Raw genomic sequence first — 13564 nt, forward strand, 5'->3', positions numbered from 1 at the left:
TACTGCTTATTTCAATTCCACAACCGTGACTCCAAAGCCACCCTCACCGGCTTCACCAAAACGGAAGGATTTTACACGCTTATGCTTTTTCAAATAGTTTTGAATTCCCTGACGCAATGCACCTGTACCAACACCGTGAATAATCGAAACACGCCCATAATTAGCTAGTAGAGCATCATCAATATATTTTTCTGTACGTAAAATAGCATCCTCGAAACGTTCACCACGTAGATCTAATTCTAATTTCACATGGCTATTTCGGTTTTTAACACCTGCAATACGTTGCAAGGGCTCTTTTTCCGGCTTGATGTATTCAAGGTCACTATCCGAAATTTTCATTTTCAAAATGCCCATTTGCACAACCCATTCAGAATCAGACACTTTTTCCAGCAAAGTACCCCGTTGACCATAGCTTAACACCTTTACCTCATCTCCGACAACTAGGTTTTGAGCGCGAGCCTTGACTTGAGCTGCTTTCTTTAGCACCTTATTGTTATCTAGAGGCGTCGCATCTTCTAAGCGTTTACGAGCCTCAATAAGCTCATGCTCCTTCACGACCTGGTCCGCATTTTTACGCATTTCACGCAATTCAGCTATGATTGATTCAGCTTCTCTCTTCGCCTCATCGATAATTTTACGAGCCTTTTCCTTCGCTTTTTTATCGAGTGCCTCTTTACGCTCCTCATAAGCCTGTAGCTTATCCTGCAGGTCTTTGCGTAAGGCTTCGGATTCCATCAGTAATTCATGAGATCGCTCTGCATCATCCTCGGATTGGCGTCGTGTCTCCTCAAGTGAAGCAATCATTGACTCCACTTCATGACGATCTGTGCCTGTAAAGCCTTTCGCTCTATCTATTATAGATTCTGGTAGGCCAAGACGGCTTGAAATTTCAAATGCATTGGAGCGACCTGGAACACCAATAAGTAGACGGTAAGTTGGACTCAAAGTTTCAATATCAAACTCCACACTTGCATTGGCAACGCCAGGACGATTATACCCATAAGCTTTTAATTCTGGATAGTGAGTCGTTGCCATCACACGAGCTCCTCTTCCATGTACTTCATCTAAAATAGAAATAGCAAGAGCTGCACCCTCCTGTGGATCTGTCCCAGCACCTAGTTCATCGAAGAGCACTAGTGACTCATGATCAAACTTTTGTAAAATGTCTACAATATTAACCATATGTGAGGAGAACGTTGATAGTGATTGCTCAATAGACTGTTCATCACCAATATCTGCAAATAACTGCTTGAAAACTGCTAATTCTGAACCGTCTAGAGCAGGTACAGGTAATCCAGCCTGTGCCATCAATGTACATAATCCAACTGTTTTTAACGTTACAGTTTTCCCACCAGTGTTTGGTCCTGTAATAACAATTGCCGTAATGTCTTTGCCGAATTCAATATCATTGGCAACTGCAGTGTCAATCGGTAAAAGTGGATGACGTGCTCGTACTAGGCGAATATAACCGTCGTTATTCATTTTTGGCATTGTACATTTGTTTGCTTGCCCATATTTCCCCTTTGCTAAAATAACGTCTATCTCACCAAGTACTTTCACTAAATTAAATAAATCAGGGGCTACTTCCTCTACCATAGCACTTAAAGCAAGTAAAATGCGTTCAATTTCAGCTTGCTCCTTCATTTTTAGTCGATGAATCTCATTATTTGCTTGTACAACCGAATCTGGCTCGATGAATAATGTTTGCCCCGAAGACGATTGATCATGCACAATTCCACCATAATGATGACGATACTCCTGTTTAACAGGAATAACGAAGCGATCATTCCGAATCGTTACAAGTGCATCTGACAGCATTTTTGCAGCATTACTGCCACGTATAAGGCTTTCAAGCTTTGAACGAACCTTAGCCTCCTCTGCACGCAAAGATTGGCGAATGGAACGTAAAGTTTGACTTGCTGAATCTAACACTGAACCATTGTCATCAATACAATTGTTAATTTCGTGCTGCAAGCCAGTTAAAACAGGCATTGCCTCCTTTTTAGTGATGAAATGAGGAATCTCAATCACTGCTTCTGATTCAATATCCTCAATGAAATTGCGAAGAATTCTGCTAGCACGAATTGTACTTGAAACTTCCATCAATTCCATCGCTGAAAGCATACCACCGATTTGTGCACGTCTTGCGGCAGGGCGTACATCAAAAATTCCACCCATCGGTACATTGCTTTTTACACGTAAAATGGAAAGTCCTTCATCCATTTCCTCTAATAATTGTACAACTTTCTCATAGTCTGTCTGTGGTACAAGCTCATCAATAGCCGTTTTGCCAATAGATGAAGTACAGTATGTAGCCACTTGCTGACGTACTTTATCATATTCTAGTGTTTTCAATGCGCGTTCTGCGATCACTGAGAACACCTCCTCAACCTATTTATTTCGTCGAATAAACGCCTCAAATTGTTCCCGCGTCCATGTATTCACAATCATATCCTTTTTCAACCATGCTTTGTTTGCATAACGAACCCCTATATCCATAAAACGTAAATGAGTAATATCATGGGCATCGGTATTAATGGCTACAGGCACACCAGCTACCATGGCCATTTCTAAATGCTCTACACATAAATCAAGTCGATATGGATTGGCATTTAACTCTAAAATTTTACCATACTCCTTCGCCCAAGCAATTAATTGTTCCATATCGGGATTATAACCTTGACGGTCCTCAATAATTCGACCTGTAGGATGCGCAATCATATGCACATATGGATTTTGCATCGCCGTTAGTAAACGTGCCATTATTTTTTCCTGAGACTGTGTAAAGCTAGAATGGATAGAGGCAATCACAAAATCTAACTCTTTTAATACTTCATCTTCAAAATCAAGCGTCCCATCTGGCAAAATATCCATTTCTGTTCCTGCATATAAATGAAATTCCGAATGTGCCTTATTAAATGCTTCAATTTCAGCACGTTGCTTTATTAAACGTTCAGGCGTTAAACCATTTGCTACCTTTAAAAATTGCGAATGGTCCGTTATAACGCTATATTGATAACCTCGTGCGATTAAAGCCTTGCCCATTTCTGCCACAGAATAGGCTCCATCTGACCATGTCGTATGCATATGCAAATCTGCCTTGATATCCTCTAGTTTCACTAAAGTGTGAATATCCTTGCTTTTGTCAAACTCCGTTGTACCAGTGCGTAGACTTGGAGGGATAAACGGTAAATCAAAATGGGCAAAAAACGCTGCTTCATCTTTAAAGGTCAATACGTTCCCGTCTTCCTGCTCAACACCATATTCACTAATCTTCTCACCACGTGCTTTTGCAATTTGACGCATACGAACATTATGATCCTTAGAGCCTGTAAAATGATGTAAGGCAGTTGCATATTCCGCATCTTTTACTAAACGGAAATCCACACTTATTGGCTCATCTAAATCTAATATGACAGAAATTTTCGTATCACCAGCTGCTACCACTTCCTGTATCGAAAGCTTATTCAGCAGTTGCTCACGAACAGCCCCAACTGCTTCAGTTACAACAATAAAATCAATATCCTTACTTGTTTCCGCAGCCCGACGGAAGCTTCCAGCAACTGAAAAACGCTCCACTTCCTTCATACTACCTAGAAGTGCTTCTATTTGTAAAACAACAGGCTCCAGTTGCCATATTGGTAAACGTTCTGAACGATTAGCTAAATTGGCAAGCTCCTTTAATATTTTTTCTTCTGTTTTCGCTGCAAAGCCTGCTAGCTCACGAACTTTACATGCCTCACATGCTGCCTTTAGGCTTTCCGCAGAATCAATTCCTAACTCTTGATGAAGCTTGGCTATTTTTTTCCCACCTAATCCAGGTAATTTTAATAATGGTAGTAAGCCTTTAGGAACAACTTCTTCTAATTCCTTTAATAGACTTGATTGTCCAGTTGTCATTAAATCTTCAATGACAGCGGCAGTTCCTTTACCAATTCCTTTAAGTTTCGTTACATCCTCCATCTCACTTAATGAGCGTTCGTCTCCCTCAAGAGCCGCAGCTGCTTTTCGAAAGGCTGATACTTTAAATGGATTTTCCCCCTGTAATTCAATATATAATGCGATTTTTTCAAGTGTTCGAATAATTGTCTTTTTGTTCAACAGAAGTTCCTCCTATCGTAAAAACACTTCTCTCACAGCCGAGAGAAGTGCAAAGTTTACTATTGCATATAAATATACCACCAGTTTTGAAACATCTTTGTAATAATTGGTGTATGCTCCAAAATAAGACCACTTATCAATGACTTCGATATTAACCCTTGAATAAAATCAACTGGCAATAAAGCAAGAATGTATAGCAAAATAAACATAATTAAATAGTTTTCAATCATGCCAAACAATGCTCCAAGCCAACGATTTAAAGTATTTAACACTGGTAAATACGCTATAAAATCGAAAATTGACGCAATAATTTGCAAGGAAATTTTCACAGCGAAGAAAATAACAGCGAAGGCAATGACACGGTAAAATGTGCTGTCTAAATCCAGACTATCTATGACTACGCCAAGACTACCTGAATCTGTTACACCTGGATATGGAATCCAAAACACAAATTTTTGTGCTAATGGCTTATAATAAATATACGCAACAATGATGGCAACTATAAAGCTGACGATATGCATCATCTGAACGATGAAACCTCGTTTTGCACCAATAATAAGTCCAGCTAATAGCACCGCCAATATGATTAAATCTAGCATTCACTTCAACCCTTTAATTTTTTCAATTCTTCTTCTAGTTGCTCCATCTGCTCTTTTAATAGTAAATAATCGTGAACAGTATTTACTGCTGTTAGAACAGCTAGTTTTGTACTATCAAGTGAGGGGTTATGTAAATTCATTTCGCGCATACGGTCATCAACAATTGAAGCGACAAGTCGCATATGTCCAATGGATTCAGAGCCGACCATTTTATATGTGTGACCATATATTTCCACAGAAATTTTATTCTTTTCTTGATTTTCCATAGTCGCACCCTCCTTTTTTAATCTTTATGTTCACGATTTTTTTAGTTGTGAACAGAATCACACAAAAAAGCTATTTATTATCATACCATGAAAGATATAAAATTGTGAACAATGAGGACAGAAAGGGACGATTAAATGTCAAATATTGTGCTATCAATATCACCAAATATACAAAAAGAAGTGATGGCCTTCTATGCAAACCATTATGTAGAGCGAAAGGCACCTGGTGTTATCTTTGCCGCAAAGCTTCCAGATACGGCAATCACCATGTACAAATCAGGTAAATTAATGTTTCAAGGGGGAGGAGCTGAACGAGAAGCTGCTCGCTGGGGCAGTAGCATCCCTAGTCCGCCAAAAGCTTCAGCCATAGGTGCAAAGGGAGATGTTTTGCCTGATGGCTTTGCTACAATGTCAGTGCTCGGCTCTGATGAAACTGGCACTGGCGATTATTTCGGTCCAATTACTGTAGCAGCTGTTTATGTTCCTTCATCGAAGATTGAGCTTGTCAATGAGCTTGGGGTAAAAGATTCAAAAATGCTAACAGATGACTATATGCGTAAAATAGCGCCAGATTTACGTGCTGCCTGTGTCAATAGTGTACTTATACTGCGGAATGAGAAGTATAATGATTTACAGGCAAAGGGCTATTCACAGGGAAAAATGAAGGCAATGATGCACAATAAAGCACTTAACAATACTCTAGTGAAAATGGCACCAGAAAAACCACAGCATATTTTAATCGATCAGTTTGCTGAACGAGGCGTATACTATAATTATTTAAAGAATGAGCGAGAAATTGTCCGAGAGAATGTGCTTTTTTCAACAAAAGCTGAGCAATTGCATGTTTCAGTCGCAACAGCCTCAATATTAGCTCGCGCAGCTTTCTTAAAGGAAATGGATCGACTTAGTGAACTTGCTGGAATCGAATTATTAAAGGGAGCTTCTGCAAAAGTAGATGCTTTAGCAGCACGTATTTGGCGTGGTCAAGGTGAGAATTTTTTACGCACTATAACGAAATGGCATTTTGCAAATACCGAAAAAGCAAGGAAAATGATTTAAATCATTTTCGTCTTGGCGTAATTGTAGCTGCCGCTACAGATAAACAATGCATCCTGATCATCCGCAAGGGGATTTAGGCCAACAGATGTTTTTTGTGCGAAAGCGTAGTGTTAACGCAGCGGCAGCAACATGTTGTTTTTTTGTGCGAAAGCGTAGTGCTAACGCAGCGGCAGCAACATGATGTGTTTTGTGCGGAAGCGTAGACTGAGTTCCACTATTCCAGTAGATGTTTGGACACCCACTGATAAGGAACCAAAACCGCATTCATCTCACCACCTGTAGAGATGGGAGTTCTGTATCTGCGGCTGCCGCTATGCTTTCGATACAAGAAACATTTGCTGAATGAAGATAAAAAAAGACTGCCCCGTAAGACAGTCTTCCTAAATAATAATATTAACGTACTTCTGTACCTTCAATTGTTGCAATAGCTTTTAGCACTTTGTTATGTGCTGCAACAACTTCTTCATCTGTTAAAGTACGCTCTGGGTCAAGGTAAGTGAGTGAGAATGCAACAGATTTTTTATCTGGCTCCATTTTTTCACCTTCGTAAACATCAAATACACGAACGTCTTTCAATAATTTTACGCCAGCTGAACGGATAGCTGTGATGACTTCTCCTGCAGTTGTAGCGCGATTCATGATTAAAGCGATATCACGAGACATTGCTGGGAAGCGTGGCACCGATGTGTAGGCAAGCGGTTCTTCTTGTTCAGTGGCATTTAATAATGCTACTAAATTCATTTCCATGACATATGTGTCTTTAACACCCCACGCTTTTTGCTCTGCGGGATGTAAACCACCAATAATGCCAACTTGCTCACCATCTAAAAGAATGTTAGCTGTGCGTCCTGGATGCAAGCCATCGACTTGTGCTTGCACGAATGAAATGCGATTTTCTAAACCAAGCTTACCAATAACGCCCTCTACAATGCCTTTTAAGACAAAGAAGTCAACTGCTTTTTTCTCACCCTGCCAAGCATGATCTAACCATTTTCCTGTTAAAACTGCTGCTACATGCTCTTCCTCATATGGCTGCCCTTCTTCTAGTTGACCAAGAAACACAGAACCAACCTCATAAAGTGCCACGCTTTCAGCTTGACGCGCTACATTATAAGCTGCTGCTTCAATTAAATGTGGAATTAGACTCTGACGTAAAGTTGAACGTTCTTCACTCATAGGCATTAGCAAGCGAGTGACTGGCTCAGCCTTCAATGCAAAGCGCTGTGACAGTGCCTCAGATGTTAATGAATAGGTTACAGCCTGATAAAGCCCTGCTCCCTCCATAAAATTACGAACTACACGACGATGTGCTTGATATGGTGTTAAACCACCTACTTGCGTAGCACCCTCTGGTAATGTCATCGGGATTTCATCATAACCAAATAAACGAGCAATTTCCTCAACGATATCCTCTTCAATTTTAATATCTTGACGACGCGTTGGCGCATCAATTATTAACAAGCCGTTCGCTGCCTCTACACTGAATTTCAGACGTTCTAAAATAGAAAGCATATCCTCTAAAGAAATTTTCATTCCTAAACGCTCATTAATAAAGTCTGGGGACACAACAACACGAGCTGGTGTTTTATCCAGTTCATCGACAAGACATGTGCCTTCCAACACTTCCCCACCAGCAAGTTCAGCTAATAAAGCTGCTGCACGTTCTGCTGCTGGTAACACACGGTTAGGGTCAACACCCTTTTCGAAACGAGCAGAAGCATCTGAGCGCAAGCCAAGACGACGTGAAGTTTGGCGTACAGTTAAGCCATCGAAATAAGCAGATTCAATAACAACTGTTGTAGTAGACTCTATTACCTCAGAATTTGCACCACCCATTACACCTGCAATAGCTACTGGTTCCTTACCATTAGTAATCACTAAATCAGTCGCTTTTAATGTACGTTCTTGGTCATCTAAAGTTGTAATTTGTTCACCCTCTGTTGCTTTACGGACAACGATTTCACCTGTTGCAAGGCTATCATAGTCAAAGGCATGAAGCGGTTGACCGTATTCCATTAAAATGTAGTTCGTTATATCCACAACATTATTGTGTGGACGAACACCCGCAGCCATTAAACGATTTTGTAGCCACATTGGTGATTCTGCAATTTTTACATTTTTCACAACTTTAGCAACGTACATTGGGTTTGCTTGCAAATCTTCTACTCGAAGCTTTAACTTGTCTTCCGCTTTTTCAGTAGATGTGTTATAGGAAATTTCTGGATACTCCACTTCTTCTGAAAGAATTGCACCAACTTCATATGCCACACCTAGCATTGACAGTGCATCTGATCGATTTGGTGTTAAACCTAGCTCTAGTACTGTATCTCGTAAACCTAAAATAGCAAGGGCATCTGAACCAATTTCAGCATCAGCAGGAAGTACATAAATCCCCTCAGAATATGCTTTAGGAACAAGCTTCCCTTCGATTCCTAGCTCTTGCAACGAACAAATCATACCATTTGATTCATGTCCACGAAGTTTCGCTTTTTTTATTTTAATGCCACCTGGTAAATGTGCACCTGGACGAGCCACAATAACTTTTTGTCCCGCATCAACATTTGGTGCGCCGCAAATAATTTGTTGTAGCTCTGCTTCGCCAACATCCACTTGGCAAATATTTAATTTATCCGCTTCAGGGTGTTTTTCTTTTGATACGACATAGCCCACTACAACTTTATCCATTCCGTTAACACGATCAATTACTGCATCTACCTCAATTCCAGAGCGCGTAATTTTTTCCGCTAACTGCTCAGGCACTAAATTCTGTGTACTTACATAATCTTTTAACCATTCTAATGAAACTAACATTTTTTAATCCTCCCTTACGCCTCTGTTCGCTCGAATTGTGATAAGAAACGTGTATCACTTGTGTAGAAATGACGAATATCGTCGACACCATATTTTAACATCGCAATACGTTCTGCACCGATACCAAATGCAAAGCCTGAAACTTTTTTGGGATCATAGCCAGCCATTTCAAGCACATTTGGATGTACCATACCAGCACCTAAAATTTCAATCCAGCCTGTACCTTTACATACATTACAGCCTGAACCACCACATTTAAAGCAAGAAATATCCATTTCAACAGATGGCTCTGTGAATGGGAAGAAACTTGGACGTAAGCGGATTTCGCGATCAGCACCAAACATTTTCTTCGCTAAAGTATCTAAAGTACCTTTAAGGTCGCTCATGCGAATATTTTCGCCAATCACTAATCCTTCAATTTGCATGAACTGGTGTGAGTGTGTAGCATCATCGTTGTCGCGGCGGAATACTTTACCTGGGCAAATAATACGAATGGACTCACCTTTTTTCTCTTCCATTGTGCGAGCTTGCACTGGAGATGTATGTGTACGTAACAATATTTCCTCGGAAATATAGAACGAATCTTGCATATCACGAGCAGGATGCCCCTTCGGTAGGTTTAGTGCTTCAAAGTTATAGTAATCCTTCTCAACTTCAGGACCTTCTGCAATTTCATAGCCCATACCGATAAATAAATCTTCAATTTCTTCAATGACACGTGTCAATGGATGACGGTTTCCTACTTTAATTTCTCGGCCTGGTAATGTGACATCGATCGACTCACTTGCTAATTTTTCAGCAATTGCCGCTTCCTCAAGCACAGTTGCCTTTTCCTCTAAAACAGCTGTTACCTTTTCACGCACTGTATTCACTAAGGCACCCATTTTAGGGCGTTCCTCTGCCGATAATTTCCCCATCCCTTTTAATAAATCAGTGATAGGTCCTTTTTTTCCCAGATATGCTACACGCACATCATTTAACTCTTTTAAAGTTGAAGCTGCTTCAATTTTAGCAAGTGCTTCTTGCTCTAATTGCTTTAATTGCTCTTCCATGTGTAAATCCTCCTTGTTCAAATCAATTTCTCTTTGGCATTTTTGAAGTTATCGCTTTGCCTTCACTACAGATTCTGAATTGTCCTATACCATGTTTCACTTCCGCTACAGGATAAATGCCAGCTTTTTAATGGCATAAAAAAACTCGCCCCTAAAAAAGGGACGAGGACATATTCGCGGTACCACCCTAGTTATTGCAAGGCAAACGCCAAGCAATCACTTCATTGACATAACGACTAGATTAAAGCCGGCTTACCTTTACAGCATTTTGCTGGTCCTGGTAGCTGCTCGCGGGCTGAATTCAAAACTGCATTGGTTCGGCGCTGGCTCTCAATCTCCGGCCTACGCTCCCTGTCGTCCATTCACAATCTTTACTACTTCCCGGTCAAAGCATTTTCATATTCAAGTTTACAATTTAAAAGTGATTATACAATACTATGCTCATGCAAATCAAGGGGCATCTTTCCATTATTGAGGATACTAATGATTCAAAAGTTTTTGAACCCTTCATTATGACAACGCATCCATCGATTTAAGCAATCTATCCTTCACTTTTGTTATTCTATCCATCAGTTTGATAGTTCTATCCGTTATTTAACAAAACCATATAATACAATTCCTGTTGCCACCGCTACATTTAATGATTCTGCCTGTCCAAAAATAGGAATTATAATATTTTGATCGGCCATAGCAAGCAATTGTGGATGGATGCCGCTGCCTTCATTGCCCATCATGATGGCAAAAGCACCTGTATGCTGAATATCGCTGTAGATAACCGCATCTTCATCTAAGGCCGTTCCAAATACAGGTACACCATTTTCCTGTAGCTGCTCTATCCAATCCTCCAACTCACCTCTAAGTACTGGAATGTGAAAATGTGAGCCCTGTGCAGAACGAAGTGTTTTAGGATTATACATATCTGCACAGCCTTTGCCTAATATAACTGCATCCAAGCCCGCAGCATCTGCCGTACGAATCATCGTTCCTATATTTCCAGGATCTTGTACAGCATCAATCAGTAATACCTTACGCCATAAAGCCATTACATCTTCCTTTAGTAAAGGTTGCTTACAAACAGCAAATACTCCTTGTGAGGTCTCCGTTTCAGCAAACTCCTTCGCAACAGCTCCAGTCACTTCAATGATGGCAATATCGTCAATTGGCCAAAGCATTGGTAAATCTACACCTTCACGCACAATAAGCTGCAATACCTGCTCTTTATTTTTTAATGCTTCCTCTACTAAATGGAATCCTTCGACTATAAATTCTCCAGAACGTTCACGCTCTTTACGTGTCGTCGCTAGCTTCTTCCAGTATTTCACTAATGCATTTTGCGTAGATTCAATTCTTTTCATCGTACCTCGTACCGCCCTTTTCCTATTTACTGATTTTTATTATACAGTAGAAAATAACAATTTACATCGTCATGGAAACTCTGTTTTTAATAGAGACAGCTTTTATTTTAAGTAACAAAAATTTAAAACTACATGTTATAATCTACAATATTTCATATAAAAAATTTTAGGATGAAGAAAATGAAAAAACATATACACGTAGTGGGCGCAATTATTGAAAATGACAAGAATGAAATCTTTTGTGCATTACGAAATCCTCACATGGTACTCGCTAACTACTGGGAATTTCCCGGCGGTAAAATAGAAGTAGGGGAATCGTCGAAGCAGGCATTGGCCCGTGAAATATTAGAGGAATTTAATTGTTCTATAGAGGTGAACGAAAAAGTAGAAGATACCACATATGAATATAAAGAATTCATTGTGCGCCTAGAGACATTTAAAGCCTCAATAATTAGCGGAGAACCACTTGCTTTAGAACATACTGAAATCAGATGGGTAGCTCGACACCAGCTGTTAGAATTAAACTTCGCTCCAGCGGACATCCCTTCCATAAAAAAATTGCTAGCAGAAAAATAACGAAAAGATGGCAATTAAGTAATTTTCTTAATCGCCATCTTGTTCATAAACATCCCCTTTACTCCTCTCTAAATACTTGTTAAATCTATACTGTGTGTAATGCGGTTTCGACCATTTTCCTTAGAGGCATATAGGGCCTTATCAGCTCTTTGTAAAATAATAGTCTCATTATCCGTTTTGATAGCAGAGGCAATACCGACACTCACTGTAATTCGCCCAGTTTGCCACTTTGCTTGTTCTACAGCTTGTCGCAATTGTTCTGCAATAGCTTTTGGCGTAGCGGCAGCTACAATTACGCTGGGGCGTAATTGATTCACTACCTAAAGCCATTTTCGATTAGGTGGGATGCTTTGAGGAAAATGAAACACATTCAACGGATCGTATTTTGACTTTACCTCTCTTAATCTACGAATATTTCGGCCATAATAAGCAGTCAGCCAATCTTTAATAAAGCGATCAGGGAAATTGACATAATCCCCAGTAGTATAAGGAGACAAAGCCCGTCTGACATTTTCCACCCATCGAATGTTTTTCTCTTCTTCTTTAGGTTTTTTCCAAGATGTATTGTACTCCTGTGCCATTAAAGCATTTCTATAATAATAAGCTGTACGATTGGGTGCAACTTGACCTACAGCGCCTCCCAAAGATTGCTGCCATATCGTTGTATTTCTATTTGGTGGTTTAGCCAAGAATTCTTTCATTTGTACAATGGCAGCATGTGGAAATGGTCTTTCAATAAAAGAACCAGATCTTTTACGAAGGGCTGGCTGGTTGCCACTTGGAATATCAAAAAATTCTACAGCCTTTAAATATGGGACTTCCTTTATCCAAACATTTCTGGGTGCTCCTGTTTTCCTTAAAGGCCGTAGTAATTTCTTTAATTCTGAAGCAGAACCGACGAACTCTCCTTGCGCAACAATCTCACCTATCTCCTTTGATTTAAGCTCAATCTGGGACGTTAAGCGTTCATCTGTATATGGTGCCCATTTTTGCCATGCATCAAAGGCACGTTCAAAATCCTCCCAACCCCATGTAATAGAAAAAATAGCAACATCATTAATTGGATGTAGCTTAAAGGTAAGTGCAGTTACGATACCAAAATTGCCACCTCCACCTCCACAGCTAACCCACAATAAATCACTGTTTTTCTGTCTGTTTGCTTGAATGACTGTTGCTCCTTCATGACCACTTACACCCACCATCTCAATTTCAATCAAATTGTCACATGTTAACCCAAATGGACGAGATAGCATCCCAATTCCTCCACCAAGTGTTAAGCCCACGACGCCTACACTACTTTCGGTTCCGGCAGGTATTGTTACACCTTGTTCTCCTAATACACGATAAACGCTCCCAAGATTTGCCCCTGCTTCAATTTTCACTGTCATTTCCTGAAGATTGAGTTGAATGTCATTCATGTCACTAATATCAATAACAAGACCTTTATTTAATAATGAATAATTTTCATAGCTATGCCTGCCACTTCTTATTCGAAATGGTTCATTATTTTCCCTTGCCCAGTTTAATGCATTTATAACATCCTTTGTATCTTGACAAAACACAATTACACTGGGATATTTCGGATTATTCAAATTATTATTTGTTCTTGCCTGTTCATATCCCGGATCATCAGGGGTAACAATTCTTCCAGTGAGCTTTACTTTTTTCAAAAGCCAGCTCCTTTCTCAAATAATGAATGCATATGCTCTATCCTATGCATATTGATTGGAAAGAATATGAACAAT

General features: G+C 39.9%; 11 protein-coding genes. 2 read left to right on the top strand and 9 right to left on the bottom strand.

The window, feature by feature from the left end:
- Positions 1 to 6: 6 nt before the first annotated feature.
- Genes QNH24_RS19150 through zapA form a run of 4 tightly spaced genes read right to left on the bottom strand, consistent with a single transcriptional unit; the run spans position 7 to position 4966 of the window.
- Positions 7 to 2373, bottom strand: a complete 2367-nt coding sequence (locus QNH24_RS19150; RefSeq protein ID WP_283869096.1) for an endonuclease MutS2 — start codon at positions 2371 to 2373, stop codon at positions 7 to 9.
- 18 nt (positions 2374 to 2391) lie between these two features.
- A complete protein-coding gene (gene polX, locus QNH24_RS19155) occupies positions 2392 to 4101 on the bottom strand; it encodes a DNA polymerase/3'-5' exonuclease PolX (protein ID WP_283869097.1) in 1710 nt (569 codons plus the stop codon).
- Between the two features lie 59 nt (positions 4102 to 4160).
- Complete coding sequence (locus QNH24_RS19160) at positions 4161 to 4700, bottom strand: CvpA family protein (RefSeq protein WP_054770922.1); 540 nt, start codon at positions 4698 to 4700, stop codon at positions 4161 to 4163.
- A gap of 5 nt (positions 4701 to 4705) precedes the next feature.
- On the bottom strand, positions 4706 to 4966 hold the full coding sequence (gene zapA, locus QNH24_RS19165; RefSeq protein WP_054770921.1) for a cell division protein ZapA: 261 nt from the start codon (positions 4964 to 4966) through the stop codon (positions 4706 to 4708).
- Between the two features lie 135 nt (positions 4967 to 5101).
- Here zapA and rnhC point away from each other — a divergent pair, with 135 nt between their 5' ends.
- Positions 5102 to 6025 carry a ribonuclease HIII gene (gene rnhC, locus QNH24_RS19170; RefSeq protein ID WP_283869098.1) on the top strand — a complete coding sequence of 308 codons (924 nt, stop codon included), beginning with the start codon at positions 5102 to 5104 and terminating at the stop codon, positions 6023 to 6025.
- A 393-nt stretch (positions 6026 to 6418) separates the two neighbouring features.
- On the opposite strand, the gene pheT is transcribed toward rnhC, so the two are convergent.
- From pheT to QNH24_RS19185, 3 genes are all read right to left on the bottom strand, one after another.
- The gene (pheT, locus tag QNH24_RS19175) at positions 6419 to 8836 is read right to left on the bottom strand and encodes a phenylalanine--tRNA ligase subunit beta (RefSeq protein ID WP_283869099.1); all 2418 of its coding nucleotides are present in this window, start codon (positions 8834 to 8836) and stop codon (positions 6419 to 6421) included.
- 14 nt (positions 8837 to 8850) lie between these two features.
- Positions 8851 to 9888: a phenylalanine--tRNA ligase subunit alpha gene (gene pheS, locus QNH24_RS19180; protein WP_283869100.1), complete on the bottom strand. Its 1038-nt coding sequence runs from the start codon at positions 9886 to 9888 to the stop codon at positions 8851 to 8853.
- 590 nt (positions 9889 to 10478) lie between these two features.
- Positions 10479 to 11243 carry a TrmH family RNA methyltransferase gene (locus QNH24_RS19185; RefSeq protein ID WP_283869101.1) on the bottom strand — a complete coding sequence of 255 codons (765 nt, stop codon included), beginning with the start codon at positions 11241 to 11243 and terminating at the stop codon, positions 10479 to 10481.
- Between the two features lie 180 nt (positions 11244 to 11423).
- On the opposite strand from QNH24_RS19185, the gene QNH24_RS19190 reads away from it, so the two are divergent.
- The gene (locus QNH24_RS19190; RefSeq protein WP_283869102.1) at positions 11424 to 11819 is read left to right on the top strand and encodes a (deoxy)nucleoside triphosphate pyrophosphohydrolase; all 396 of its coding nucleotides are present in this window, start codon (positions 11424 to 11426) and stop codon (positions 11817 to 11819) included.
- A gap of 68 nt (positions 11820 to 11887) precedes the next feature.
- On the opposite strand, the gene QNH24_RS19195 is transcribed toward QNH24_RS19190, so the two are convergent.
- Together QNH24_RS19195 and QNH24_RS19200 are read right to left on the bottom strand one after the other, a co-directional pair.
- Positions 11888 to 12136 (bottom strand): diguanylate cyclase domain-containing protein, encoded by a 249-nt coding sequence (locus tag QNH24_RS19195; protein ID WP_283869103.1) that lies wholly within the window; start codon positions 12134 to 12136, stop codon positions 11888 to 11890.
- Positions 12137 to 12139: 3 nt separating this feature from the next.
- On the bottom strand, positions 12140 to 13489 hold the full coding sequence (locus tag QNH24_RS19200) for an FAD-binding oxidoreductase (RefSeq protein WP_283869104.1): 1350 nt from the start codon (positions 13487 to 13489) through the stop codon (positions 12140 to 12142).
- Positions 13490 to 13564: the final 75 nt, after the last annotated feature.

Source organism: Lysinibacillus pakistanensis, assembly GCF_030123245.1.
In the GTDB taxonomy this organism is placed as follows: domain Bacteria; phylum Bacillota; class Bacilli; order Bacillales_A; family Planococcaceae; genus Lysinibacillus; species Lysinibacillus pakistanensis.